Genomic DNA, 26,324 nt, shown 5'->3' with positions numbered 1-26,324 from the left:
GCGTTCCAGGTGTCACGGACCAGCAGGCAGTTCACCTCGCAGCGCCTCGACGCGCGCTCGGCGCTTTGGGGGCGGCCCGAACGTGAGCGCGTTCCCCTTGCTTGCCGACCAAGCTGAGGTATTCCACCGGTCCTGAGCTGGTGGCTGCGAACCAGTGCGGCGTGCGTGTGTTGAACTCCGCTGCCTCACCGGGCTCGAGGATCAGGTCGTGCTCGCCGAGGACGAGCCGGAGCCTGCCGTTGAGGACGTACACCCAGTCGTGTCCCTCGTGAGTACGCAGGTCGGGGTGGGCATCGTCGCGGCCGGCGGGAAGGACGAACTTGTAGGCCTGAATGCCGCCCGGCCTCCGGGTCAGGGGCAGGATCATCGAGCCGTCCGCGCAAGGGATGGGGCGCAGGTTGATGCGCGGATTGCCGGTAGGTGGCGCGTCGACGAGGTCGTCGAGGGTGACTCCGTAGGCCCGCGCCAGGGGAAGGAGCTGTTCCAGGGTCGGGCGGCGCAGGCCCGCCTCGAGCCGGGACAGTGTGCTGGTCGAGATCCCAGTCTCCTCAGCCAGGTGGCTGAGGGTGATGTCGCGACGTTGGCGCAGCTGCTTCAGTCGCGGCCCCACCTCGTCGAGTGTGCGATTGGGCGAGTCGTCCATGCCCCCATGTTGCCAATCGGCAACAACGTTTGCGAATCCGCACAGAACTTCGGACCATCGAATCCAGTGTCAGGCAGGATCTGAAAGGAAGTCCATTGAGCACCAATCCACCGATCATCAGCACCGACCCGGGCGACTCGGTCGAGGAGGGTGACCCCACCATTCATGACGCGCGGCAACGCCGCGCGATCCTGATCGCGGTCTGCATCGCGCTGATGGCAGTCATCGCCTCGGTCACCGGCCTCAACGTGGCGCAGCCCGATCTGGCCGTCGAGTTCGACGCCTCACAGAGCACCGTGCTGTGGTTCATCAACATCTACACGATCAGCCTCGCCGCGCTGCTACTGCCGCTTGGCGCCCTCGGAGACCGGATCGGCCGCAAACCGGTGTTGCTCGTCGGACTCATGGTCTTCGGTATCGCTAACGTGACAGCCGGCCTGGCCACCTCCTCGGAGATGATGCTCGCCTCACGATTCGTCTCCGGCGTAGGCGCGGCCATGATCATGCCGGTCACCCTCGCGGTGATCACCTCGACCTTCCCCGAGGAGGAACGTGCCAAGGGGATCGGCGTGTGGACCGGCGTCGCCGGCGGTGGCGGAATCCTGGGCATGTACCTGTCCGCGCTGCTCGTCGACGTCGCCACCTGGCGCTGGCTCTTCGTCCTGCCGGTCGCGCTCGTTCTGGTCGCGGTCGCGATGATCGTGCGCTCCGTGCCCAACTCGCGCGAGGACAGCCAGCACAGGTTCGACACCATCGGGTCGACCACCTCCGTCCTCGCCGTACTCGGGCTGATCTTCGCCCTCCACGAGGGTCCGGTCCACGGCTGGACGGAACCGGCGACGATGATCGGACTGATCGGTGGCACCATCGCCGCCGTCGCCTTCGTCGCCTGGGAGGTGCGCCAGATGGCGCCCCTGCTCGACGTCCGGCTCTTTCGCGAGCGGAGCCTGGCCAGCGGATCGGTCGCACTGCTGGTGGTCTTCGGCGTGCAGGCAGGGATCTTCGTGGTGCTCTTCCCGTTCCTCCAGGCAGTGCTCGGGTGGTCAGCGCTGCGGGCCACGTTGGCGATGATGCCGATGGCGTTGCTGATGATGCTCGCCTCCGGCCTCGCCCCACGGGTCGCCGCCCGCATCGGAGCACGAGCCACCATGGCCACCGGCATCCTCCTTGTCGGCACCGGGCTTGCCCTCATGGCCAGCCTGGTCTCCATCGAAGGTGGCTATCTCGCGGTCCTGCCCGGGATGCTCGCCATGGGCCTCGGCATGGGTCTGTCCATGACGCCGTCGACCGAGGCGATCACCGGCTCACTGCCCCGGGACCGCCAAGGCGTCGCGTCCGCCCTCAACGACGTCACCCGCGAGCTCGGCACCGCACTGGGCATCGCCCTCCTCGGAGCCGTCCTCTCAGCCGGTTACAAGGGCGCGATCGACGATCATCTCGCCGGAGTTCCGAACGACGTCGCGGACTCCGCCCGCGAGGGCATCGCGAACGCCGTCGCCGCCGCGGGCGGCGCCGGCGACAAAGCCCCTGCCCTGGTCCGTGCGGCGCAGGAGTCGTTCGTCGCAGGATGGCAGGACGCGATGTGGGCCGGAGCCGCGGTGATGACCATCCTGTTCATCTATGTCCTTGCCCGTGGTCCTCAGCGAGCCAACGAGCCGGCCGACGATGTCACCGAGGCTCATCGGTGATCCATGCCGAAGGTCGCAGCCACCGAGTGGCTGCGACCTTCGAGCTATGGCTGTGCCGGCGTACGAAATGACCTACTTGAGCTCGCGCTTGAGGATCTTGCCGGTGGCGGTCATGGGGAGGGCGTCGACGATGGTGACGACGCGGGGGTACTTGTAGGCCGCCATCTGCTCCTTGCTCCACTCGACGATCTCCTCGGGGGTCGCCGAGGCGCCGGGCTTGAGCACGAGGACGGCCTTGATCTCCTCGCCGTGGGAGTCGTGCGGGACGCCGATGACGGCGGCCAGCGAGACCGCCGGGTGGGTGAGCAGGACCTCTTCGATCTCACGCGGGTAGACGTTGAAGCCGCCGCGGATGATGAGCTCCTTGGCGCGGTCGACGATGTAGTACCACCCGTCCTCGTCGCGCTTGGCGAGGTCGCCGGAGCGGAACCAGCCCTCGTCGGTGAGCACCTCGGCGGTGGCCTCGGGGCGGTTGAAGTAGCCCTTGAAGATGTTGGGGCCCTTGATCGCGATCTCGCCGATCGCCTCCGGGGTCCACTCGACCTCGTCCCACGACGCCGGGTCGACGAGCTTCATCTCGACCCCGGGGATCGGGACACCGATCGAACCGGGGCGCACCGGCTGGCCGTAGACGGAGAAGGAGGCCACCGGAGACGTCTCGGAGAGGCCGTAGCCCTCGAGGATGGTCACGCCGAAGCGCTTCTCGAACTCCTTGTGGATCTCGACCGGGAGCGCCGAGCCACCGGCGGCGGCGACGCGCAGGTTCTTGGCGATGGTGGCCACGTCGACGTCCTCGGAGAGGGCCCCGAGCAGGCCCCAGTACATCGTCGGCACACCGGCGAAGAAGGTCACGCTCTCCTTGAGCATCGTGGCCAGCGCGGCGTTGGCTTCGAAGCGTGGCAGCAGCACGACGGTGCCGCCGAAGGCGATCGCGCCGTTCTGCACGACGGTCTGGCCGAACGCGTGGAAGAGGGGCAGCACCGCCAGATAGGTGTCGGGGCGCTCGGCGTCGGCACCGAAGAGGTCGGCACCGGCCAGCGCGTTGTCGCGCATGTTGCGGTGGCGCAGCTCGGCGCCCTTGGGCTGCCCGGTGGTGCCGGAGGTGTAGAGGATGACCGCGGTGTCGTCCTCGTCGGTGGCGACCGTGTCGAAGGTGGGCGGCTGGGTGCCGATGCCCTGACCCAGAGTGGTGACGCCCTCGATCGGCGAGGGTGCGGTCGGGTCGGCGGTGATCACGAAGAAGTTCTCGACCCCGGCAGCCTGCGCACCCGCGTGGGCCTCCGCACCGATGGCGAGCTCGGGCGTGCCCTCGAAGGCGAAGAGGGCCTTCGCGTCGGAGTCCTCGAGGTGGTAGGCGACCTCGCGCCCCTTGAGCAGCACGTTGAGCGGCACGACGGTCGCCCCGGCCTTGAGGATGCCGAAGTAGACCATCGTGAAGTAGGGCAGGTTCGGGCTCATCAGGGCGACCCGGTCGCCCGCGCCGATGCCCTTGCTCGCCAGCAGGTTGGCCACCTGGTTGGCGGCGCCGTCGACCTGGGCGTAGCTCAGACGGATGTCACCGAGGACGATCGCGGTGCGCTCGAGATGTTTCGCGGCGGACTCTTCGAGCAGCGAAGCGAGGTTGTACGTGGACACTTGGCCTCCATTGGGTCTGCGTGGTGCGGATCACAACCTACCCCGACACCGAAGTTAGTGCGACACGCGTCTCAGGAACAACTGGTCAGAAACGAAGCCCGGTCAGCTTCTCGTACGCCTCGACGTACCGCGCCCGGGTGCGCTCGACGATCTCCTCGGGGAGGTCCGGCGGCGGGCCGCCCGCGGCACGGTCCCAGCCGGAGTCGGGCGAGAGGAGCCACCGACGGATGACGTCCTTGTCGAAGCTGGGGATCGCGGAGCCGGGGTGCCACTGCGACGCGTCCCAGTAGCGGCTCGAGTCGGGCGTGAGCACCTCGTCGGCGAGCACGATCGTGCGGATGCCGAGATCGTCCTGCCGCACGCCGAACTCGAACTTGGTGTCGGCCAGGATGAGGCCACGGCCGCGCGCGATCTCGTCGGCGCGCTGGTAGATGTCGAGGGTCAGCCGACGCAGCTCGGCGGCATCGTCCTCACCGATCAGCTTCGAGACGTACTCGTAGGTGACGTTCTCGTCATGGTCACCGATCTCGGCCTTTGTTGCCGGCGTGAAGATCGGCGGGGTGAGACGGGAGCCGTCGACCAGGCCGTCGACCAGACGGATGCCGCAGACCTCGCCGGTCTCGGCGTACTCCCGCAGGCCCGAGCCGGTCAGATAGCCGCGCGCGACGCACTCGACGGGGAGCATGTGGAGCTTCTGGGCGACCACCGCACGGCCGGCCACCGACTCCGGCACGTCGGTCGAGAGCACGTGGGTCGGCACCAGGTCCTCGAACTGCTCGAACCACCACAGCGACAGCCTGGTGAGGATCTCACCCTTGTCGGGGATGACCGTGTCGAAGACGTGGTCGAACGCCGAGATGCGGTCGCTGGCGACCATCAGCAGCTGGCCGGCGTACGGACCTTCCTCGAGCTCGTAGAGGTCGCGCACCTTGCCGGAGTGGAGGTGCTTCGCGCCCGGGATCGCCGGAGCCTGCGGGATGTTGAGTTCAGCCACAGGGCCAGCCTAAGAGATCGCGGAGGCGGCGATGCCGTCGCGGGATGTAACACGTCGTTCGTGGGGCTGCTCGCCCTCTCGGAACGACCCGATAGTCCTGCAAACGGCGTGTTACATCTACGCCCACTGTGGCATCGTTCGAGCCATGGCCGAGACAGCTGAAGAGATCTATGCCCGCGTCCAGGCCGGCGGCGACCTGCCCACGCCGAGCGTGACCGAATGGGATGTCTTCCCGTGGGTCGTACGCGACGGGGAGATCGCTCCGAAGCCGCTCGCGGCGCCCGGCGCCGAGGAGCCACGCCGTGGCAAGGACGGGGCCGACTGCAACCTGTGCGGCACCGATCTGCCCGGCGTTATCTGGCAGGACGAGAGCTGGCGGGTGAAGCATCTGCAGCAGTCCGGCCTGCCGCTCGTGCTGATGCTCGAGCCGCTCGAGCACTACGACCTGCCCGACCTCGACGAGCACCAGGCGGCAGAGTTCGGTGTGCTCACCGTGCGGATCGCCCGGATCGTGGAGAGCCTCCCCAACATCGCCCGCTGCCACGCGATGCGCATCGGCGACGGCGCCGAGCACCTGCACATGTGGTTCCTGGCCCGCCCGAAGGGCCTGCTCTCCGTGCGCGGCAGCTTCTCCCCCGACTGGGACGACATCCTGCCGCCCGGCCCCGAGGACGTCTGGCGTGCCGACCTCGCCGAGGTCGCCCGCAAGCTCGCCACCCACGGTGGCGCGCTGGCCCGTTAGATCACCTGAGAGATCAGTGGTCGCTGCGCCAGCGCAGCAGCCCGGCCGTCGCGGAGAGCGCTATGACGACGGCACCGTAGGCGTAGGTCGTGGCGGCGAGCCCGATCTGCGGGGTCAGCAGCCCCGCGACGACGGCCGGGACACCGAAGGCCAGGTAGGACACGATGAAGATCACCGCGAAGACCTCGGCCCGCTCATGGGCCGGCAGCAGCGGCATGATCGTGCGCAGGATGCCGAAGAACGCCGTACCGAAACCGGATCCGGCGACCACGACCGCGACCAGGTAGGCCACCGGCGACCCGGTCGGGAGCGCGAGCAGGCTGAGCGCGGTGCCGCCGGCGAGGGCAGCCGTGCCGTAGAGCGTCGTCACCCGCGGGGAGCGGTTCCTGAAGACGTACGCCGCGACCGCACCGGACCCGGCCAGGACCCCGATCGCCAGCCCCTGGAGGACATGGCTGGTCGCACCCAGCTCCGTGCGCACGATCGCCGCCCCGAGGGAGAGGAAGAGGCCACCGGTGGCCCAGCCGGCGAAGATCGCGGGCGCGCTGCGGGCGAGCAGGCCACGGATCGCCGGCGGCACGGCCACCCGCGGACGCAGCGAGGCGAGCAGCCCCTCGTGTCGCGGAGCGGTCTCCGGGATCAGCCACACCGCGGCGGCGAGGAGGAGCGAGAGCACGACCAGCGTGTCGAAGACGACCAGCTGCGCATCGCCCGCCACCTGCAGCACGACACCGGCGGAGACGGCCCCGACCGCGAGCCCGACCATCGGGGCGACGGCGTTGGCGACCGCCGCCGAGCCGGGACGCGAGGGCCGCTCGAAGTCGGCGACGGCGGCAGAGAGGGTCGAGAGGAGCAGGCCGCTGGCGACCCCCTGCAGGATCCGAGCCCCGAAGAGGACGGCAGCAGTGTCAGCGCCCTGGAAGAGCGCGAAGCTGGCGGCCAGGAGGAGGGACCCCGCGGTCACCACCGGCCTACGGCCGACATGGTCGGAGACCGAGCCGAGCACGAGCAGCGTGACCAGCAACGCGATCGCATAGACGGCGAAGACCGCTGTCATCACCCACGGCGCGAGCCCGAGGTCGAGCGTCAGCCCGGGATAGAAGGGCGACGGAGCGCTGGCTCCGGCCATCATCAGCACGACCGCCCCCACGGCCACGCCTGCCCCGGCCCGGCGACCTGCGACGGCGTCGGTCGCCGCGTCGCTCACTACTCCTGCCGACATCTCCACTCCTTAATAGTTCGAACTATTTCGAACCATTAAGGAGCCTACGTGGCTTCCTCTGACTGTGCAACTATTATCGAACCATGAGTTCTTCCCCGGACCTCCCGCACCCCGAGCGCGCCGACCTCTCCCTGACCGCTGTGCTCTTCGCACTCAGCGACCCGGAGCGACTCGCGATCGCGCGGCAGCTGGTCGACGGCCCTCTCGACATGGCCGAGTGCCACCTGAGCAACCCGGACGTGCCGAAGTCGACCAAGTCACACCTGATGAAGGTGCTGCGCACCTCGGGGGTGGTCCGCAACGAGGCGAACGGCCGCGCGCGGCGTCTCTCGCTGCGCCGCGCCGACCTCGATGCGCGGTTCCCCGGGCTGCTCGACGCCGTGCTCTCGGCCGAGGAGGGCGCTCCGGTCAAGCAGGCGTGACGTCGGAGACACCGGGGATGCTGACTCCGCCCCGTCGCACCAACGACTGCTCCCCGCGCTGGACGACCTGGTAGAAGCGCTCGCTCCTGCCGCGCAGGAGCGGTGTGGGCCCGAGGAGCGAGAGCCGGCCGTGGGCGAGACGGCTGGCGCTGCGTACGGCGCGCCAGCGGGCCTCGTCGGCGCTCGACCAATCGATGCCGTAGTGCTCGCGCACGACCGGCGGGAGGCTGCCCTGCACGACGGTGCGCAGCGTCTCGGAGGTCAGCGGACCGCCGGGGAGGCGATAGCCCGAGGTGCCCGCGATGTTGCGTCCGACCAGACGGGCCTCCTCGACCAGATGCGGTTCGTCGGAGACGAGCCAGGCGTCGAAGCGGCGGCGGAAGTCGGGATAGGACGCCGGCGCGGCCTCCGCCGGCATCCCGAAGAGAACGGCCCAGGTCACGAACCCGTCGAAGAGCTCCTCGCGCTCGTGGGGGCGCAGCGGGCGGACCAGGGCGTCGTACATGAACTCCACCGAGTCGAGCGCGAACGCCGCCGTCCACCACATCAGCCCCGGGTCGAGGGCCGAGTACGGAGCGCCCGCCGGGTGATGCGGCCCGCCGTCGACCTCCATCGTGCCCTCGACGGGAACATGCCGCTTGGCGGTGAACTCCAGCGCGCGGTCGGCCTCCTCCTTGGTGCCGAGGAAGACCGTCTCCATCAGTCGAGCCGTCAGCGCGAGCCGGGTGTAAGGCGTCGCCCGGTGGGCGGTGTGCTGCGCGGTGCCGACGAAGAGCCGCGGGTGCAGCCCGCCGACCACCAGCGCCCGCTGGCCCCAGCTCAGCCCGACGGCCCGCTGACGCATCGCACGGACGACGATCGAGTCTGCGGCGAAGTACCCGGACATACCGACAGTCTGCCACCGTGCGGCAGCCCGCCGTAGGGATTCAGGAAGGCTGGAGGGCGGGGACTACGTGCTCCCTGGTCAGGGGCGCGAACTGCGCTCCTTCGACGATCTCGGCGAGGCTCGCCCAGCGCAGCTCGGCGATCTCGGCGGCAGCGTCCGGGCTCACCTCGCCGGTCCAGGTGAAGACCGTCGACCGCAGCAGATGACCCGGCTCGTTGGCCGCGTCGGAGTCGAACTCGCCCAGCAGCGCGAGCTCCTCGAGACGAAGACGTACGCCGAGCTCCTCTGCGACCTCGCGGACGGCCGCCTGCGCCGCCGACTCCCCCGGCTCCAGCTTCCCGCCGGGCAGCATGAACTTCTCGGTGCCGTTCTTGCGCACCGTCAGCATCCGCCCCTCGGCGTCGCGGAAGACCACGGCGGCGACGGTGATGACCGGCCCGCCGACCGGGCCCACGCTCAGAGGATCTCTCCCGGTGCGTACGCAGCGGCCTCGGGGTGGCGGGCGGTGACGGCCTCCACGCGGCGTACGACCTCCTGCACCTGCGCGACGGCGGCACCGGTGAACTCGATCGGCTCGGCGACGAGCGAGGTGATCTGCTCCTCGGTCAGGCCGAGGCGGGAGTCGGCGCCGAGCTTGGCGAAGACGTCGTTCTCGGCCTGGCCCTTGCGCATCGACAGCGCGGTGCCGACGGCGGCCTCCTTGATCGCCTCGTGGGCCTCCTCGCGGCCGACGCCGTTGCGGACGGCGGCCATCAGGACCTTGGTGGTCGCCAGGAACGGCAGGTAGCGGTCGAGCTCGCGCTGGATCACGGCCGGGAAGGCGCCGAACTCGTCGAGCACGGTCAGGAAGGTCTGGAAGAGACCGTCGGCGGCGAAGAACGCGTCCGGCAGCGCGACCCGGCGCACGACCGAGTCGGAGACGTCGCCCTCGTTCCACTGGTCGCCGGCCAGCTCGGAGATCATCGAGAGGTAGCCGCGCAGCACGACCGAGAGGCCGTTGACCCGCTCGGTGGAGCGCGAGTTCATCTTGTGCGGCATCGCGCTGGAGCCGACCTGGCCCTCCTTGAAGCCCTCGGTGACCAGCTCGTTGCCGGCCATCAGCCGGATCGTGGTCGAGAGGTTGGACGGGCCCGAGATCAGCTGGACCAGCGCCGAGACGGCGTCGAAGTCGAGGGAGCGCGGGTAGACCTGGCCGACGCTGGTGAAGACGTTCTCGAACCCCAGGTGGGCGGCGACCCGCTCCTCGAGCGCAGCGAGCTTGTCGGCGTCGCCGTCGAGCAGGTCGAGCATGTCCTGCGCGGTGCCCATCGGGCCCTTGATCCCGCGCAGCGGGTAGCGGCCGATCAGGTCCTCGACGCGCGCCAGACCGACGAGCATCTCGTCGGCGACGGTGGCGAACCGCTTGCCGAGCGTGGTCGCCTGGGCGGCGACGTTGTGGCTGCGACCCGCCATGACGGTGGTCTCGTGCTCTGCGGCGAGCCGCGCGAGGCGAGCCAGCGTCGCGACGGCGCGGTCGCGGATGACCTTCAGGCTCGAGAGCACCTGGAGCTGCTCGACGTTCTCCGTCAGGTCGCGGCTGGTCATGCCCTTGTGGATGTGCTCGTGGCCGGCCAGCGCGGCGAACTCCTCGATCCGCGCCTTCACGTCGTGGCGGGTCACCCGCTCACGGGCCGCGATCGAGTCGAGGTCGACGGTCTCAACGACCTTCTCGTAGGCCTCCACGACCCCGTCGGGGACCTCGATGCCCAGATCCTTCTGAGCCTTGAGCACCGCGATCCAGAGCTGACGCTCCAGCACGATCTTGTGCTCGGGACTCCAGATCCCGGCGAGGTCGGCCGCTGCGTAGCGGTTGGCAAGGACGTTGGGCACCACAGTCACGGTCGATATTCTCCCATGCCCCACCCCGACCCCCACTAACGTGGCCACATGGCCCTGCGGATGCTCGCCAGCCGGCCCGATCCGGCCCTCTACACCCTGCCCTGGTCGCTTCCCCTGGAGGAGTGGCCCGACGATGTCGTGGTGCCGCTGACCCGCGGGCTGAGCCGTCACGTCGTACGCATCGTGCGGGTGCGCAACAACATCTACGCGGTCAAGGCGACCCAGGCCGACATCGCCCGGCGGGAGTACGACATGCTGCGCGAGCTGCAGCGCCTCGGGCTGCCGACGGTGGTCCCGAAGTGCGTCGTCACCGGCCGCACCGACCGCGACGGCAACGATCTCGGCGCCGCGCTGATGACCGACCACCTGACCTACTCGCTCCCCTATCGGGCGCTGTTCGAGCGTGGCCTGGCCGCCGACCGGCTACCCAGCCTGATCGACGCCCTCGTCGTCCTGCTCGTGCGCCTCCACCTGGCCGGCTTCTACTGGGGCGACGTGTCGCTGTCGAACGTGCTGTTCGTGCGTGACGCCGCCGGCTTCGCCGCCTACCTGGTCGATGCGGAGACCGGAGAGCTCAAGGCCGACCTGTCCGACCGGCTGCGGGAGTACGACCTCGACGTCGCCTACCAGAACATCTACGGGGAGCTGCTCGACCTGCAGGCGAGCGACTCGCTGCCGGAGTCGTTCCCGATCGACGCGATCGTCGAGCGGCTGCAGAGTCGTTACGACGCGCTGTGGCGTGAGCTCACCGAGGAGCAGGTCTTCTCGGCCCAGGAGATGTGGCACATCGAGCAGCGCATCGAGCGGCTTCACGACCTCGGTTTCGACGTCGAGGAGCTCGACATCACCACCAGCGACGACGGCGACACGGTCGCGCTCCGGCCACGGGTCGTCGAGCTCGGCCATCATCGACGCGAGCTGCGTACGCTGACCGGTCTCGACGTGCAGGACGCCCAGGCGCGGCGGATCCTCAACGACATCGCCGCCTTCCGCGCCACCCGCGACCTCGGCAACCTGCCGATCGAGATCGCCGCCGGCCGGTGGGTGCGCGAGGTCTACGACCCCATCGTCGCCATGCGACCGCCCGGTGCCGCCGCCAAGCTCACCCCGGCGCAGATGTTCCACGAGATCCTCGAGCACCGCTGGGTGCTCTCGGAGTTCGCCGGCGAGTGGGTCAAGCTGATCAACGCCGCCGAGTCCTACTACGAGGACATCATCGAGCACCGCCCCGACGAGGCCGTCACTCCGCCTTCCGAATCGTGACCCGCCCGGCATTCAGGTCGACACCGTGGGGCGGGTCGTCACCATCCGGCGACGGGATGACGTGACCGACGTTGTCCTGCTCCTTCAGGTCGCGCGCAGCACGCGCCTGTGCGGGGTCGAAGACGTCGATGAAGCTGCCCAGTCCGTCGCCGATCGTCGACCCGCGCTTGCGTGAGGAGCGGAGCGCGGTGTTGCTCGCCCAGATGATCAGCGCGAGCACCAGCGTGAACGCGACACCGAAGACGACCCACGTCATGACGCGAGCCTACTGCTCGGCTGTGACAGAGGGTCCGACCTTGTGAACAGTTCACTAGGTCGGGCCCTCTGTCACAGCGGCCCGAACATGCCTCCCTCAGAGCAGCGAGGCGCCCTCGACGACCCCGAGCGGCTCGGCGGCGATGTCGGTGCGCCGCTGGAGGCCGTCGAAGCTGATCAGGTCGGCTGCGGCGTACGCACGCGAGCGGGCGTCGTCGATGTCGTAGCCCGTCGCCCGGACGGCCAGCACGCGGCCTCCGGCGGTGACCAGGTGACGGTGGGCGGGCTCCTCCGGAGTGGAGGCGTCGACGATCTTCGTGCCGGCGTGGATCACGTCGACGTCGTTGATCGAGTTGGCGTTGCCGGCACCGGTGATGACGTCGCCCTTGGAGGACGACTCCGGATAACCGGCCGAGGCCAGCACGACCGTCACCGAGGCACCGTCGGAGAAGGTCGGCGCCTCGACGGTGTCGAGCGCGCCGGTGGCGGCCGCGAACAGCAGGTCACCGAGCGAGGACTCGAGCAGGGCGAGCACGGGCTGGGAGTCGGGGTCGCCGAAGCGGCAGTTGAACTCGATCACCTTGGGGCCCTTGGCGGTCAGGGAGAGACCGACGTAGAGGCACCCGACGAACGGCGCACCGCGCTCGGTCATCTCGGCCAGCGTCGGCTCGACCACCGTCGAGAGCACGACCTCGGCGAGGTCCGGCTGCGCCCACGGGAGCGGCGAGTAGGCGCCCATCCCGCCGGTGTTGCCACCCTTGCCGCCGTCGAAGATCCGCTTGAAGTCCTGCGCCGGCTGCAGGGCGTAGGCACGCGAGCCGTCACAGATCGCGAACAGCGAGACCTCGGGGCCGTCGAGGAACTCCTCGATCACGACCCGGTCGCAGGCCTCCGCGTGCGCCAGCGCCTCGTCCCGGTCGCGCGTCACGACGACACCCTTGCCGGCGGCGAGGGCGTCGTCCTTGACGACGTAGGGAGCGCCGAACTCGTCCAGCGCCGCCGCGGCCTCCTCGGGTGTGGTCGCGACCCGCGACCCGGCGGTCGGCACCCCGGCCACCGACATCACGTCCTTGGAGAACGCCTTCGACCCCTCCAGCTGAGCGGCCGCCTCCGAGGGCCCGAAGACCGCGATGCCGCGCTCACGAACCGCGTCGGCGACGCCGGCCACCAGCGGAGCCTCCGGGCCCACGATGACCAGATCGACGCCCAGCTCGCCCGCCAGAGCGGCGACCGCGGCGCCGGACATGATGTCGACGTCGCGGAGCTCGGCGAACTCCGCGATCCCGGGGTTGCCGGGCGCGGCGTACACCTCGTTCCCCTCCTGGGAGAGCTTCAGCGCGAGCGCGTGCTCACGACCACCGGTGCCGACGACGAGGATCTTGCGAGAAGTCACGCGGACACCTTAGGTCAGCGAGTTGATGATGACCGTCTCGTCGCGGGCGGGGCCGACGCCGATGACCGACATGGGGGCGCCGGAGATCTCCTCGACGTACTTCACGTAGGCCTGGGCGTTGGCCGGCAGGTCGGCGAACGAGCGGGCGCCCGAGATGTCTTCCTTCCAGCCCGGCAGCATCTCGAAGATCGGCGTGGCGTGGTGGAAGTCGGACTGGTTGACGGGCATCTCGTCGTGGCGGACGCCGTCGACGTCGTAGGCCACGCACACCGGGATCTCGTCGAGACCACCGAGCACGTCGAGCTTGGTGAGCACGAAGTCGGTGACACCGTTGACGCGCGCGGCGTAGCGGGCGATGACCGCGTCGTACCAGCCGCAGCGGCGCGGGCGGCCGGTGGTCGTGCCGAACTCGTGGCCGTTCTCGGCCAGGTAGGCGCCGGACTCGTCGAAGAGCTCGGTCGGGAACGGGCCCTCTCCCACGCGGGTGGTGTAGGCCTTCACGATGCCGACCACCCGGTCGATCCGGGTCGGCGGGATCCCGGAGCCCGTACAGGCGCCACCCGAGGTGGCGTTGGAGGAGGTCACGAACGGGTAGGTGCCGTGGTCGACGTCGAGCAGGGTCGCCTGGCCGCCCTCGAGGAGCACGGTGTCGCCGCGGTCGAGCGCCTGGTTGAGCAGCAGCCCGGTGTCGCAGACCATCGGTGCGATCCGGTCGGCGTAGGAGAGCAGGTCTTCCACGATCGCGTCGATGGTGAAGCCGCGCCGGTTGTAGACCTTGGTGAGCAGTTGGTTCTTCAGCTCCAGCGCGCCCTCGACCTTGCTGCGCAGGATCGACTCGTCGAAGAGGTCCTGCACGCGGATGCCGATGCGGTTGACCTTGTCGGCGTAGGTCGGGCCGATGCCGCGGCCGGTGGTGCCGATCTTGCGCGAGCCGAGGAACCGCTCGGTGACCTTGTCGAGCTGGCGGTTGTAGTCGGCGATGACGTGGGCACTGGCCGAGAGCCTCAGCTGGGAGATGTCGACGCCGCGCTCCTCCAGGCCGCTCAGCTCCTCGAAGAGCACCGCGAGGTCGACGACCACGCCGTTGCCGATCACCGGCGTCACGCCGGAGGTCAGGATGCCGCTGGGCAGCAGGTGGAGGGCGTACTTCTCGCTGGTCCCGTCCTCCTGGCGGATCACCACGGTGTGGCCGGCGTTGTTGCCGCCGTTGAACTTCACGACGTAGTCGACGTGCTCACCGAGCAGGTCGGTCGCCTTGCCCTTGCCTTCGTCGCCCCACTGGGCACCGATGATCGTGATCGCGGGCATGTGTGTTGCTCCTTCACTCCGGACGGAGTCCCTCCGCCGTGAGGCGGCTGCTCAACGCACCTTATTCGCCCGAACCGGCGTGGCTCAGGCTCCGGTAAATGCAAGAAGCCCCGGCAAGGCACCGGAGCTCTTGCGACAGCACATTACCAAGACGTACGCCGCGGGGTCATCTCTGCTCATCACCGGACTCGTTTCCGGGCTCACAACCGGGCTCACAACCGGGCTCACAACCGGGCTCACAACCAGCCCCGTCGCGCGGCCTCCGCGCCGGCCTCGAACCTAGAGGTCGCGTCGAGGTCCTCGAGCAGCTCGGCGACCCGTCGCCGGACCGTACGCAGCGACACCCCGAGCCGCCGGGCGATCTGCTCGTCCTGGGCACCGCTGGCGAGCTCGGCGAGCAGCAGCCGGCGCTCGGCGCCAGGCAGGTCGTCGAGCTCTGCCGCCGGGAGCGCCCGCCGCCACAGCTCCTCGAAGTAGCTGGTGACCAGCTCGATCACTGCCCGCTGGCGTACGTTGACGACCGGCTGCTCGACCGGGCCGAGCGGATCCGGGAAGACCGCGTGGGTGCTGCCGACCACCATCAGGTGCGTGGAGACGCGCGGCAGGATCCGGATCTCCTCGCCGACCTCCACCCGCATCCGCAGCACGTCGGGCGACTGTTTCAGCGCCGCCAGCGGGTAGATGCCGCGGCATCGGCGGCCGGTGGCGATCGTGGACTCTATCGCCGAGATGAACCGCATCTCCGAGGGATGCACGGTCACCGTCGGGCGTAGCCACAGCAGGTCGCCCGAGGTCGCCGCGACCATCCGCTCGAAGATCTCCGGGGAGAACTCGGTGGCGATCACCTCGCCGTCGATCGGGTGCTCCTCACCGATCGTCGTCTGCAGGCGGGCCGCGGTGCCGGCGACGTAGGGCACCGAGTGCGAGATCTTGAGCAGGTGGTCGTGGGCGTCCTGCGCCCTGATCGCGGCGCGCTCCAGCATGTGGGCGACGACCGCGGTCGGCCCGAGCACGGTCAGGGTCTCGCCGACGGAGATCACGCCGTTGTCGCTCAGCGGCGCGGCCGCCTGCGTCAGCTCCTCCTCCGAGGTCGAGAGCGTCGCCGCCACGACCACCAACGGCCAGCCGTTGAGCGGGAGGAGACGACTGTAGAGCTGTGCCGCGTCGGGGGTGAACCCCAGCGCGGTCATCAGCGTCTGCGACTGGCCGATCTCCATGCCTGGCACCTTAATGCCAGGGATCAGGCCTCGGGCTTCAACAGCGGGAAGAGGATGGTCTCGCGGATGCCGGCACCGGTGAAGAGCATGATCATCCGGTCGAGACCGAAGCCCATGCCGCCCATCGGCGGGGCGCCGTACTCCAGCGCGCGCAGGAAGTCCTCGTCGAACTGCATCGCCTCGGGGTCGCCGCCGGCTGCCATCAGCGACTGGGCAGTGAGGATCTCGCGCTGCACGACCGGGTCGATCAGCTCGGTGAACCCGGTGCCGCGCTCGACACCGCCGATGATCAGGTCCCAGGCGAGCACCTGGCGCGGCTCGTCGTCGTTGAGGCGGGCCAGCGGCTGGGCGATCGCCGGGAAGTCGCACAGGAAGGTCGGCTGGAGCAGGTGGGGCTCGACGAGCTCGCCGCACAGTTCCATGACGACCTTGCCGGCATCCCAGGCGGGGTCGAGCTCGACGTCGTGCTTCTCGGCGAGCGCCCGCAGCGTGTCGAGGTCGGTGTCGGGCGTGACCTCGACCCCGACGGCCTCGGAGACACCCTGGTAGACCGGCAGCCACGTCCATTCGCCGTCGAGGTCGATGACACCTGCGGGTGTCTCGACCTGGCGGGTGCCGATCGCGTCGGCGGCGGCCAGGAAGAGCCCCTTGAGCATCTCCGCGATGGTGAACTGGTCGCCGTAGGCCTGGTAGGCCTCGACCATCGTGAACTCCGGCGAGTGGGTCGAGTCGACGCCCTCGTTGCGGAAGATCCGGCCGATCTCGTAGACCTTGTCGACACCGCCGACGACGGCCTTCTTCAGGTTGAGCTCGAGCGCGATCCGCAGCGACATCTGCTGGTCGAAGGCGTTCATGTGGGTGTTGAACGGGCGCGCGTGGGCGCCGCCGTGGATGAGCTGGAGCACGGGCGTCTCGACCTCGAGGTAGCCGTCGTCCTCGAGGCGGCGGCGCACCGCCTGGGTGATCGAGGCACGGGTGCGCACCATGTCGCGCGCCTCCTGGCGCACGATCAGGTCGGCGTAACGCTGCCGGACCCGCGCCTCCTCGGAGAGGTCCTTGTGGAGCACCGGCAGCGGGCGCAGCGCCTTGCCGGCCATCTCCCAGCTCGAGGCCATCACCGAGAGCTCGCCGCGACGCGAGGAGATCACCCGGCCGGTGACGGCGACGTGGTCACCGAGGTCGACCAGGCTCTTCCACTCCGCGAGCGACTCCTCCCCCACCTCGGCGAGGGAGAGCATCACCTGGAGGCGGGTGCCGACACCCTCCTGCAGGGTGGCGAAGGCCAGCTTGCCGGTGTTGCGCACGAACATGACCCGGCCGGCGACGGTGACGACGTCCTGCGTCTCCTCGCCCGACTCGAGCTTGTCCTCGTAGGCCTCGCGCACCTCGGCCAGCGTGTGCGTGCGACCGACCGAGATGGCGTACGCCGCCTTCCCCTCGGTCAGCAGCCGCTCCCGCTTCTCGCGCCGCACCAGGCTCTGCTCGTCGAAGCTGGGCTCGTCGAGCTCCGGTGCGGTCACGTTGGCGTTGGGCTGCTCAGTCACAGCCCAAGGCTAGGCGAGATCGCTGGTGCGACGCGATTCGGTATCGATGCTGTGCCGGGCTCGCCGGATCAGCCGAGAAGGGCGTCGTACGCCGCCGGGCTGCTGTCACGCAGGAACTCGCTGCAGCGCTCCCACTCCTCGGTCTCACCGATCGCCTTGGCCTGCGCGGCGAGCAGGGCCAGGCTGGTGAGGAACCCGCGGTTGGGCTCGTGCTCCCACGGCACCGGGCCGTGGCCCTTCCAGCCGTTGCGGCGCAGCATGTCGAGCGAGCGGTGGTAGCCGACGCGGGCGAAGGCGTAGATGGTGACGTCCTCGGCGCCGGACTCCTTGGCGGCCGTGGCCAGCGCGGCCCAGGCCGCGGGCGAGGCGGGGTGGCGGCGTACGACCTCGGCGGGCTCGATGCCGGCGGCCAGGTCGTCGGTGGCCGGGTCGGCCGGAAGGTGGGTGGGAGGCGGTCCGGCGAGCAGGTCCTGATGCGTCATGAGAGCCATTGTGCCTGCCCTCCCCAGCGAGGTGTTGACTGTGTGCATGACCCAGACCACCGCGACGACGTCGGCGCCCGCGACCGAGCATCCGTGGAGGGCGCTCTTCGCGCTGTGCATCGGCTTCTTCATGCTGCTGGTCGACATGACGATCGTGACCGTCGCGACCCCCGACATCATGTCGGAGCTCGGCGCCAGCGCCAACGCCGTGCTGTGGGTGACAAGCGCCTACATGCTGACCTACGCCATCCCGGTGCTGATCATGGGACGCCTCGGTGACCGCATCGGACCCAAGTGGGTCTACCTGGCCGGCCTCGCCGTCTTCACCGCCTCCTCGCTGTGGTGCGGGCTGGCCCACAACATCGAGTCGCTGGTCGCCGCGCGGGCCGTGCAGGGCCTCGGGGCGGCGATGATGACGCCACAGACGATGGCGACCATCACCCGGATCTTCCCGGCCGATCGACGCGGCTCGGCGATGGCGCTGTGGGGCGCGACCGCCGGGATGGCCACCCTGGTCGGTCCGCTCGCCGGTGGGCTGCTGGTCGCGGCCGGCGGCTGGGAGTGGATCTTCTTCGTCAACGTGCCGATCGGCATCATCGCGATCGTGCTCAACTGGTGGCTCGTGCCGGTGCTGGAGACCCATCAGCACACCTTCGACTGGCTCGGCGTCGCGCTCAGCGGGCTCGGGATGTTCTGCGTCGTCTTCGGCCTGCAGAACGGGGAGAAGCGCGGGTGGGACACGCTCACCTGGCTGCTCGTCGCCGGCGGCATCGCGATCATGGCGCTCTTCGTCTGGTGGCAGTCGCGCAACCGCAACGAGCCGCTCGTGCCGCTGCAGATCTTCGCCGACCGCAACTTCTCCGTCTCCAGCCTGGCGATCTCCTGCATGGGCTTCGCCGCGGTCGCGATGGGCTTCCCGCTCATGCTCTACGCACAGCTCGTGCGTGGCTACACCGCGCTCGAGGCCTCGATGCTGATGGTGCCGATGGCGCTGGTCTCGTTCGTCGCCGCACCGTTCGTCGGCAGGCTGACCGACCGGATGCACCCGCGGCTGCTGGCCGGCATGGGCTTCTTCCTCTGCTCCGTCTCCCTCTTCTGGCTCACCCGTCCGATGACCGTCGACTCCGCGATCTGGACCCTGATCGCGCCGGTGGCCGTCTTCGGCCTCGGCTCGGCCGCCGTGTGGTCTCCGCTGGCCGCGACCGCGACCCGCAACCTGCCGATGCGGCAGGCCGGCGCCGGGGCGGGCGTCTACAACGCCACCCGCCTCGTCGGTTCGGTGATCGGCTCGGCTGCCGTCGCGGTGCTCATCGACCTCCACCTCAACGCCCACGGCCTCGGCGGCGCGCTCGCCGGAGGCCACGAGACCGCTGCCGGCTCGGCGATCCCCGCTGCGGTGGCGTCGAAGTTCGCCGGTGCGATGTCCGACGTGATGCTGCTGCCCGCCGCCGCGCTGGCGGTCGGGTTCGTCGCGGCGCTCTTCTTCACCACGCCCCGGCACCTAGCCAAGCGCTCGGACGGCTGACCGCTAGGACAGGGCGACCGAGAGCGCCAGGTCGCGGCACGGGATCAGGTCGCGCGCGCTGTTGAGCGGATCGCCGGTGGCGAGCTGCGGGTCGGCGGAGACGACGGCCTTGCCGAGTCCGTTGACCAGCGTCGCCCCGGCCTCGCGCAGACCCGGCAGCAGCATCGTCTCGAGCGTCTCGACGAGCGTGTCCGCGCCGGCGACACCGACCATGCGGCCGTCGACGTAGACCGGCACGGTCGCGGTCATGACGTATTCGTCGGTGCAGACGAAGTCGACGTACGGCCCGACGAGCGTCAGCTCGCCCGTGCGCTCCGGGGTCCGATACCAGGGCTGACGGGTGTAGTCGATCGCCTCCCCGGTCGCCGGCGCATCGGCCTCGCCGAGGAAGGCGCGCTCCGCCCCCTGCCACCAGGCGAGGTAGAGGCGACGGTCGCTGAGCGCACCCGGCGAGACGACGAACCCGCCGCCGACGAGGTCGGGGTTGCGCAGGAACTCCAGCGTGCCCGGCTCGAGCCGGGTCCGCAGCGACGTGCTGGTGACCGGGCCCTGCTCGAAGAGGGCACCGACCTCGCGGCGTACGCGCTCGAGCTCGGTCACGATCGGCCCGAAGTGGTTCTCGACCTGTGCCACGCAGTCCAGGGCCGTCATCGTCTCGGTCACGCGACCACCTCCGTATCGCCCGCTCTCTCTCGTCGTCGCTCGTTCATCGTCGCACCGCGTCATGGATCTCGGCCAAGCGCTCGAGGGCGTGGGCGACATGCTCTCGTACGCTCTCCCGAGCCCGCACCGCATCCCCGGCCGCCAGGGCCTCGACAAGCTCTTGATGCCTCACCGCGGTCGCCTCCCGGAAGACCGGCTCGTTGAGCGGGATCCTGAGCAACGCGCCGAAGTCGGCCTCCTGACGCACCACCTCGCGCGTCATCCTGGCCGACTGCGTCAGCGCGGCCACCGACAGGTAGAGCTCGCTGTCGGCATTGCGCCAGCGGGCCACGCTGGCGACGTTGAGCGGGATCAGCAGGTCACGCAGGTCCTCCACCTCGTCAGGGTCCGTACGCTCCGCCGCGATCTCCGCACATCCGGTGAGCACCACCAGGTAGAACATCGCCCGGTCGCGCAGCTCGATGCGCGACATCGAGGCGAGCCGGTGTTCGACGAGATCCTCGCTCTCCGGGGCTCGCACGAACGAGCCGCCGCCACGCCCCCTCGTCGTCACCACGAGCCCCTTGGCCCGCAGCGCGACCAACGCCTCCCGCGCGGTGACCGTCGCGACCCCGAGCATCTGCGCCAGCTCGGGCTCGCTCGGGAGCCGCTCGCCATGAGCGAGCACGCCCGAACGGATCGCCTCGGCCAGGCGGCTCTCCACCCGCGCAGCCCTGCCCTCGTCGCCGATCGGGGCGAAGATGGCCGCACGGGCTCGGGACGTCATCACACGCACGCCCGAAATCCTAATGTATGGCTCCATATGATTTGACTGAGAACGGTCGCCGCAGCCGGCTCCTGAGCGTAAAGCGGCAGATCAGATCAGGAAGTTGATGAATTGAGTCTTAACTATCTGGATCGAAGGGCGTTTCTGTGCCTACTCTGAACGCACGGCTGACGCATGCTTGTGTCGTTCGCCCAAGATCGTCGGGTGTCCAGGGCTTGTGGGGGGCGCTGGGCATCCGACTCTTTGGTTTGCGGGTGTTTGTTTCTTTTTGGTGGTCGGGCTGGCGTGGATGCTCACCGAGGTAACTCGGTGAACGTCACCCTGCCGTCGCCCACCAGCACACGCGACAGGGCGGGGAGAGCCTTTCGGCTCTCCCCGCCCTGTTTGGCGTGATCGACTAGAAGACTGCGGCCACTGCGGCGGTCAGACCGCCGACGATGCCGTCGAGCAGACCGTCCTCGTCCTCAGCAGGAGCGTCCTTGTCGCTCTTCTCCTCGGCCGGCTCCTCCGTCGTCGGACGCTCGGCCGGGCTCTCGGACTCGCTCGGCTCCGGGTTCACCTGCTCCTCGGAGTCCTTGTCGCCACCGAGCACGTCACCCAACGGCGGGAGCAGCGGCGACTTCTCGTCGGTCGGCTCGTCCGAGGGCACCTCGGTCGGGACCTCGGGCAGCTTCGGGTCCTCGGCCGGAGCCTCGGACTTGTCCTTGCCCGGCGTGTTCGAGCGCAAGGCCGGGTTATCGGCCTGAGCCTTCTGCTTGCCGGTGACCGGGGCCGAGTCACTGGGCGCCGACTCGTTGCCGTCGCCGTCCCGAGCCGTCACCGTGACCGTTGCGTCTTCGCTCAGCAGGCAGTTGACGTACGTGGACGTCTCTCCGGTAACGGTCTTGGTGCAGAGAATTCCCCCAAGGAGACCGCCGTGAACCTCGACGATGTAGTCGATCTCGTTGACCGGCGTCACGCCGTCCTCGTCCGTCGAACCCTTCCAGGCCACATCGAATCCCCCGAGAGAGGGGTTGGTGACCTTGACGTTCTGCGGAACGGTCGGAGCGACCTTGGTGGTCGTCCCCGGAGCCTCGGCAGAAGGCTCGGACTCGTTGCCAGCACTGTCCTCGGCGGTGACGGTGTACGTGTACTCCGTGCCAGCCTTCAGACCGGTGTCCTCATACGAAGTGCCGTTGACCGGCCCGACGCGTGTGCCGTCGCGGTAGAGGTTGTAGGTGACGTTATCGACGCCGTCCTCGTTGTCCTCGGCGTCATCCCAGCTGACGTCTAGCGTGCTGTCGCTCGGGTCACCGTTTTCGACCGTCACGTTCTGGGGCACCTCAGGCGCAGTGACGTCCATGACGCAGTCGATCTCGTTGCTGTCCTCGGACTCGTTGCCCGCGTTGTCGGTCGCCGTGACCGTGAAGGTGTAGGTCTGACCCGCGTCGAGGTGCCCGTAGGTCGCCGAGGTCTCCTCGGTGTCGCCCGGGTCGTCAGCGTTCGGGGACGAGGTCACCGTGTAGTGCGAGATCCCGCTCTTGTCCTTCGCCTTGGACCAGTCGATCTTCGCGGCGGTGTTGGTCAGCACGTCGCACTCGTCGAGGACAACCGCCTCGGGAGCAGTCTCGTCATCCTCGCCGGGGTCGCCGGGGCCCGGGTCGTCGCCGTCGTCGTCACAGAGCGGCAGATCCGGAAGGATGTCGCAGACCGGCAGGTCGTTGTCGTCGTCGCCATCACCCGGAGGCGTCGTGGGCTCACCGTCGCCCGGAGGAGGCGTGGTGGGCGGCGGCTGGCACTGGTCGAGATCGGGGCGGATCTCGCAGATGTCGACACCGGCACCCGGGGGGCGGGTGTCTTCGCAGGCGCTCTTGTCGAGCTCACAGGTCGGGGTGCTCCCGGACGGGACGTTGCCCGCCGGGATGAACGAGACACCGGTGTTGGCGGCCGGGACGATGTCGTCCTCGTCGGCCTCGCCCTCGGCGTCGTCGGATTCCGACTCGGACGGCTTGTCCTCGGGTTCGATCGTGTCCTGATCGCCGGGGAGCGAGGACTCCCCGGTCGTCGGGTCCTTCTTCGGCGAGCTCTCCGGGTCGCTGTTGACGGTACAAGAGAACAAGACGAGCAGCAGGATCAAGATGATCGCGCCTATGACGATCCCGCCGATTGTGCGGTTTCGTGCAGTGGTTTCCATACCGAGGATGTCCCTCCCAAGATCAATGCTTAAGGGGCGGACCGACGGTCAAGAACCACGTCGACGTCTACCCGAGGGGCATTGAATCGCTTTACCTATGACCCGCACAACGACATAACGGCGTGTTTGCTACGCCGTTTTCACAACGTTTTCCCAAACGGGACCATTGGCCCCTCCACGGCGTGTCGTCAGTGGATGGTGTTGCCCGCCGAACCGAGGTGCTGTGCGCCCTCGACGACCCGCGTGGCCATGCCGGCTTCGGCCAGCTTGCCCCAGGCGCGCGGGTCGTACGCCTTCTTGTTACCGACCTCGCCGTCGACCTTCAGGACGCCCTCGTAGTTGGCGAGCATGTGGCCGGCGACGGGGCGGGTGAAGGAGTACTGGGTGTCGGTGTCGATGTTCATCTTCACCACGCCGTAGGAGACCGCCTCGGCGATCTCCTCGGCGCTCGAGCCGGAGCCGCCGTGGAAGACGAGGTCGAACGGGCGCGAGCCGTCGGCCAGGCCGAGCTTGGAGACGACCGCGTCCTGCGCGTCCTTGAGGATGGAGGGGCGGAGCTTGACGTTGCCCGGCTTGTAGACGCCGTGCACGTTGCCGAAGGTGAGCGCGGTCAGGTAGCCCTCGGTGCCGAGCGCCTCGGCGGTGGCGATGGCATCGCCGGGGGTGGAGTAGAGCTTGTCGTCGATCGCCCCGACGATGCCGTCCTCCTCGCCGCCGACCACGCCGACCTCGATCTCGAGCACGATGTGGGCGGCCTTGGCGGTCGCGAGCAGTTCCTGGGCGATCTCCAGGTTCTCCTCCAGCGGCACCGCCGACCCGTCCCACATGTGGCTCTGGAACAGCGGCGCCTCGCCGCGCTGGACGCGCTCGGAGGAGAGCTCGAGGAGGGGACGTACGAAGCCGTCGAGCTTGTCCTTGGGGCAGTGGTCGGTGTGCAGCGCGATGTTGACGTCGTAGGACTTGGCGACCTCGGTCGCGTACGCCGCGAAGGCCACCGAGCCGGTCACCATGTTCTTGACCGTGGGGCCGGAGAGGTATTCGGCGCCGCCCGTGGAGATCTGGATGATGCCGTCCGAGCCGGCCTCCGCGAAGCCGGCCAGCGCCGCGTTGAGCGTCTGCGACGAGGAGACGTTGATCGCCGGGAAGGCGAACCCCTTCTCCTTCGCTGTCGCGAGCATCTCGGCGTACTTCTCGGGGGTGGCGATGGGCATCTGGGGGTCTCCTTGAGATCCGTTTATCGACCGGGGCGCTGGTGGCCAGCGTAATGCGACCCCCGGCCACCCCACCCAACGACCGCGGTTGGATCGATCAACCAGGACAACCGATCTGTCACCGGCGCCGGCGCAGCTCTCGTGGCGGCCGCGGCGGTCGTCGGGGCCGCGGCGGACAGAGCAAGAACGGTCAGGCGTACGCCGCACGGCAGGTCTAGCGTCGACGTCATGCCCAAGGTCACCTACTTCACCGCGACATCGCTGGACGGCTACATCGCCGACGAGAACAGCTCCCTCGACTGGCTCTTCGAGACGCCGCACGGCGACGACGAGACGTCGTGGGAGCGGCTGATGGCGGAGTCGGCGGCGCTGGTGATGGGCGGCACGACGTACCGCTGGATGATCGACCGCCACCCGGAGATGCTGACCGGACCGGAGCAGTGGCGGGAGTTCTACGACGAGCGGCCGGTGTGGGTGTTCACGCACGCGACCGACCTGCCGGAGGTCCAGGGCACGCAGGTGCACTTCGTGCAGGGCGAGGTGAAGCCCGTCTACGACGAGATCGCGGCGGCCGTCGACGGCGGGATCTGGCTGGTGGGCGGCGGCGACCTGGTCGGTCAGTTCGACGACGCCGGGCTGCTCGACGAGGTGGTGGCGGGGATCTGCCCGGTCACTCTCGGAGCGGGCGCGCCGCTTCTCCCCCGGCGCATCACCAGCGAGCGGATGCAGGTCATCGACGTCTCGCAGAGCGGCGAGCAGGTGAAGATCCGCTATCGGATCCAGAGGCGCTGACCGCCCCCGCTGCCGCCCGGCCCCGAGGCCACACGCTCGAGAAGAGCGCGACGTCCGGGCGACCCGCGGTTAACTTTAGCGGATCAGCCTGACGGGCGTAACACCTGTACCGAACCGGCTCGCTCGTCAGCCGCGCCATGCCTCCTCGGCGGAGAGATCGGCATGCTGGACGATCCAGGAGTGCATCGCGATCGCGGCCGCGGCGGAGGCGTTGATCGAGCGCGTCGAGCCGAACTGGGCGATCGAGAAGGTGCCGTCGACGCTGTCGCGGGCCTGCTCGGAGAGCCCCGGGCCCTCCTGGCCGAAGAGGAAGCAGACCTTCTCCGGCAGCGCCATCGTCTCCAGGTGGAGCGATCCCGGCAGGTTGTCGATGCCGAGGAGGCGTACGTCTCGTTCGTGCAGGTAGGCGGCGAGCGCGGGCACGTCGGGGTGGTGGTGCACGTGCTGGTAACGGTCGGTGACCATCGCGCCGCGACGGTTCCAGCGACGGTTGCCGACGATGTGCACCTCGGCGGCGAGGAAGGCGTTGGCGGTGCGGACGATGGTGCCGATGTTGAAGTCGTGCTGCCAGTTCTCGATCGCGACGTGGAAGGTGTGGCGGCGCTGGTCGAGGTCGGCGACGATCGCCTCGAGCCTCCAGTAACGGTAACGATCGACCACGTTGCGGCGGTCACCGGCGGCCAGCAGCTCCGGGTCCCACTGCTCGCCGTCGGGCCACTCCCCCTCCCACGGGCCGAGCCCGACCTCGGGCTGCCCGTGGGGCATCGGGTCGTACGGAGCTCTGGGATCGCCCTCGGGCGGCGGTGTCTGGTTCATCGACTGGACAGGTTATTCGACAACAAGAGTTGTTACCTATGGGTACCGTGGGCGGTGTGATGGGTGCGGGCGTTTCGGCGCCGATGCTGGCCGGCCTCGAATGGATGAGCCCAGACTTTCTGCTGGCCACTTTCGGCGAGCCGCTCTTCTGGATCAGCCTGTTCATCATCTTCATCGAGTGCGGTCTCTTCTTCCCGTTCCTGCCCGGTGACAGCCTGCTGGTCGCGCTCGGTGTCTTCATCGCGACCGACAAGATCGACATCTTCCCTGGCCCGCCCGGCGTCGAGATCGTGATCGCGATGCTCTTCTTCCTGGCGGCCGCCTTCGCCGGCAACGTCACCGGCTACGAGATCGGCCGCAGGATCGGGCCGGGGCTCTATCGGAGCGACAACCGCTTCATCAAGCGACGACACATCGACCAGACCCGCACGTTCTTCGACAAGCACGGCAACAAGGCGCTGGTCATCGGCAGGTTCGTCGCGTTCGTACGCACCTATGTCACCGTGGTCGCCGGGGTCACCCGGATGGACCGGCGGCGGTTCTACTTCTGGAGCCTCGTCGGTGGCGTGATGTGGGTGCTCAGCGTGACCCTGTTCGGCTTCTTCGTGGGATCACGCTGGCCATGGTTGGCCGACAACATCGACTATCTGGTGCTGCTGCTCTTCGCGCTCGCTTTCGTGCCGGCGATGGTGGAGTGGTGGCGTCGGCGGCACGGCTCGGCCGCGGCCACCGCCGACCGCGGCGAGACCGCTTCGGCTCCCGTGGACCGCGACCCTGCTGATCACTAGCTGATCACTAGCTGATCA

25 protein-coding genes are annotated in these 26,324 nt (G+C 69.1%); 7 read left to right on the top strand and 18 right to left on the bottom strand.

The window, feature by feature from the left end; genetic code table 11:
- Nucleotides 1-31 precede the first annotated feature (31 nt).
- Nucleotides 32-643, bottom strand: a complete 612-nt coding sequence (locus FB381_RS03575; RefSeq protein WP_141779012.1) for a helix-turn-helix domain-containing protein — start codon at nt 641-643, stop codon at nt 32-34.
- Nucleotides 644-738: 95 nt separating this feature from the next.
- Between FB381_RS03575 and FB381_RS03570 the strand changes: the two genes are divergently transcribed.
- Nucleotides 739-2,331, top strand: coding sequence for an MFS transporter (locus FB381_RS03570; protein WP_211352316.1), 1,593 nt, complete (start codon nt 739-741; stop codon nt 2,329-2,331).
- Nucleotides 2,332-2,403: 72 nt separating this feature from the next.
- On the opposite strand, the gene FB381_RS03565 is transcribed toward FB381_RS03570, so the two are convergent.
- Nucleotides 2,404-3,966: a long-chain-fatty-acid--CoA ligase gene (locus tag FB381_RS03565; RefSeq protein ID WP_141779011.1), complete on the bottom strand. Its 1,563-nt coding sequence runs from the start codon at nt 3,964-3,966 to the stop codon at nt 2,404-2,406.
- Nucleotides 3,967-4,051: 85 nt separating this feature from the next.
- Nucleotides 4,052-4,960 carry a phosphoribosylaminoimidazolesuccinocarboxamide synthase gene (locus FB381_RS03560; RefSeq protein ID WP_141779010.1) on the bottom strand — a complete coding sequence of 303 codons (909 nt, stop codon included), beginning with the start codon at nt 4,958-4,960 and terminating at the stop codon, nt 4,052-4,054.
- 145 nt (nt 4,961-5,105) lie between these two features.
- On the opposite strand from FB381_RS03560, the gene FB381_RS03555 reads away from it, so the two are divergent.
- Nucleotides 5,106-5,702, top strand: coding sequence for an HIT family protein (locus tag FB381_RS03555; protein ID WP_141779009.1), 597 nt, complete (start codon nt 5,106-5,108; stop codon nt 5,700-5,702).
- A gap of 13 nt (nt 5,703-5,715) precedes the next feature.
- Here FB381_RS03555 and FB381_RS03550 read toward each other — a convergent pair whose 3' ends face one another.
- A complete protein-coding gene (locus FB381_RS03550; protein WP_246087944.1) occupies nt 5,716-6,924 on the bottom strand; it encodes an MFS transporter in 1,209 nt (402 codons plus the stop codon).
- Between the two features lie 83 nt (nt 6,925-7,007).
- On the opposite strand from FB381_RS03550, the gene FB381_RS03545 reads away from it, so the two are divergent.
- Nucleotides 7,008-7,346, top strand: coding sequence for an ArsR/SmtB family transcription factor (locus FB381_RS03545; RefSeq protein WP_141779007.1), 339 nt, complete (start codon nt 7,008-7,010; stop codon nt 7,344-7,346).
- Here the strand turns inward: FB381_RS03545 and FB381_RS03540 are convergent.
- From FB381_RS03540 to purB, 3 genes are read right to left on the bottom strand one after another with little or no spacing between them, the layout of a single operon-like run.
- A complete protein-coding gene (locus FB381_RS03540; RefSeq protein ID WP_141779006.1) occupies nt 7,333-8,232 on the bottom strand; it encodes an oxygenase MpaB family protein in 900 nt (299 codons plus the stop codon). The genes FB381_RS03545 and FB381_RS03540 overlap by 14 nt on opposite strands.
- A gap of 40 nt (nt 8,233-8,272) precedes the next feature.
- Nucleotides 8,273-8,686: an NUDIX hydrolase gene (locus FB381_RS03535; RefSeq protein WP_246087943.1), complete on the bottom strand. Its 414-nt coding sequence runs from the start codon at nt 8,684-8,686 to the stop codon at nt 8,273-8,275.
- A gap of 2 nt (nt 8,687-8,688) precedes the next feature.
- Nucleotides 8,689-10,104, bottom strand: a complete 1,416-nt coding sequence (gene purB, locus FB381_RS03530; protein ID WP_141782590.1) for an adenylosuccinate lyase — start codon at nt 10,102-10,104, stop codon at nt 8,689-8,691.
- Nucleotides 10,105-10,158: 54 nt separating this feature from the next.
- Between purB and FB381_RS03525 the strand changes: the two genes are divergently transcribed.
- Nucleotides 10,159-11,373 (top strand): DUF4032 domain-containing protein, encoded by a 1,215-nt coding sequence (locus FB381_RS03525; RefSeq protein ID WP_141779005.1) that lies wholly within the window; start codon nt 10,159-10,161, stop codon nt 11,371-11,373.
- Here FB381_RS03525 and FB381_RS03520 read toward each other — a convergent pair.
- The 6 genes from FB381_RS03520 to FB381_RS03495 all read right to left on the bottom strand — a co-directional run bounded on the left by FB381_RS03520 (nt 11,351) and on the right by FB381_RS03495 (nt 17,572).
- Nucleotides 11,351-11,629, bottom strand: a complete 279-nt coding sequence (locus FB381_RS03520) for a hypothetical protein (protein WP_141779004.1) — start codon at nt 11,627-11,629, stop codon at nt 11,351-11,353. The two genes, FB381_RS03525 and FB381_RS03520, sit on opposite strands and share 23 nt — an antisense overlap.
- Before the next feature lie 96 nt (nt 11,630-11,725).
- Nucleotides 11,726-13,021, bottom strand: a complete 1,296-nt coding sequence (gene purD, locus FB381_RS03515; RefSeq protein WP_141779003.1) for a phosphoribosylamine--glycine ligase — start codon at nt 13,019-13,021, stop codon at nt 11,726-11,728.
- Nucleotides 13,022-13,030: 9 nt separating this feature from the next.
- Nucleotides 13,031-14,329, bottom strand: coding sequence for an adenylosuccinate synthase (locus FB381_RS03510; RefSeq protein WP_141779002.1), 1,299 nt, complete (start codon nt 14,327-14,329; stop codon nt 13,031-13,033).
- Between the two features lie 236 nt (nt 14,330-14,565).
- Nucleotides 14,566-15,546, bottom strand: coding sequence for a helix-turn-helix transcriptional regulator (locus FB381_RS03505; protein ID WP_141779001.1), 981 nt, complete (start codon nt 15,544-15,546; stop codon nt 14,566-14,568).
- Between the two features lie 23 nt (nt 15,547-15,569).
- A complete protein-coding gene (gene lysS / locus FB381_RS03500) occupies nt 15,570-17,066 on the bottom strand; it encodes a lysine--tRNA ligase (RefSeq protein WP_246088297.1) in 1,497 nt (498 codons plus the stop codon).
- Nucleotides 17,067-17,158: 92 nt separating this feature from the next.
- On the bottom strand, nt 17,159-17,572 hold the full coding sequence (locus FB381_RS03495) for a DUF3151 domain-containing protein (RefSeq protein WP_141778999.1): 414 nt from the start codon (nt 17,570-17,572) through the stop codon (nt 17,159-17,161).
- A 46-nt stretch (nt 17,573-17,618) separates the two neighbouring features.
- Between FB381_RS03495 and FB381_RS03490 the strand changes: the two genes are divergently transcribed.
- Nucleotides 17,619-19,097, top strand: a complete 1,479-nt coding sequence (locus tag FB381_RS03490; protein WP_141778998.1) for a DHA2 family efflux MFS transporter permease subunit — start codon at nt 17,619-17,621, stop codon at nt 19,095-19,097.
- Between the two features lie 3 nt (nt 19,098-19,100).
- On the opposite strand, the gene FB381_RS03485 is transcribed toward FB381_RS03490, so the two are convergent.
- The 4 genes from FB381_RS03485 to fbaA form a co-directional block, all read right to left on the bottom strand.
- On the bottom strand, nt 19,101-19,760 hold the full coding sequence (locus FB381_RS03485) for a cache domain-containing protein (protein ID WP_141778997.1): 660 nt from the start codon (nt 19,758-19,760) through the stop codon (nt 19,101-19,103).
- 43 nt (nt 19,761-19,803) lie between these two features.
- Complete coding sequence (locus FB381_RS03480; RefSeq protein WP_246088296.1) at nt 19,804-20,526, bottom strand: FadR/GntR family transcriptional regulator; 723 nt, start codon at nt 20,524-20,526, stop codon at nt 19,804-19,806.
- Between the two features lie 397 nt (nt 20,527-20,923).
- Nucleotides 20,924-22,624 (bottom strand): fibronectin type III domain-containing protein, encoded by a 1,701-nt coding sequence (locus tag FB381_RS03475; RefSeq protein WP_141778996.1) that lies wholly within the window; start codon nt 22,622-22,624, stop codon nt 20,924-20,926.
- Between the two features lie 263 nt (nt 22,625-22,887).
- Nucleotides 22,888-23,910 (bottom strand): class II fructose-bisphosphate aldolase, encoded by a 1,023-nt coding sequence (gene fbaA, locus FB381_RS03470; RefSeq protein WP_141778995.1) that lies wholly within the window; start codon nt 23,908-23,910, stop codon nt 22,888-22,890.
- Nucleotides 23,911-24,138: 228 nt separating this feature from the next.
- Here fbaA and FB381_RS03465 point away from each other — a divergent pair, with 228 nt between their 5' ends.
- Nucleotides 24,139-24,702 carry a dihydrofolate reductase family protein gene (locus FB381_RS03465; RefSeq protein ID WP_141778994.1) on the top strand — a complete coding sequence of 188 codons (564 nt, stop codon included), beginning with the start codon at nt 24,139-24,141 and terminating at the stop codon, nt 24,700-24,702.
- Between the two features lie 126 nt (nt 24,703-24,828).
- Here the strand turns inward: FB381_RS03465 and FB381_RS03460 are convergent, their stop codons facing one another.
- A complete protein-coding gene (locus FB381_RS03460; protein WP_211352315.1) occupies nt 24,829-25,518 on the bottom strand; it encodes a TrmH family RNA methyltransferase in 690 nt (229 codons plus the stop codon).
- 104 nt (nt 25,519-25,622) lie between these two features.
- Between FB381_RS03460 and FB381_RS03455 the strand changes: the two genes are divergently transcribed.
- Nucleotides 25,623-26,306, top strand: coding sequence for a DedA family protein (locus tag FB381_RS03455; RefSeq protein ID WP_246087942.1), 684 nt, complete (start codon nt 25,623-25,625; stop codon nt 26,304-26,306).
- The last annotated feature ends 18 nt before the right edge of the window (nt 26,307-26,324 follow it).

It is taken from the genome of Nocardioides albertanoniae, assembly GCF_006716315.1.
Classification (GTDB): Bacteria; Actinomycetota; Actinomycetes; order Propionibacteriales; family Nocardioidaceae; genus Nocardioides; species Nocardioides albertanoniae.
Note: the sequence above shows the minus strand (reverse complement) of the source record. Positions and strands in the feature narration are given on the sequence as shown.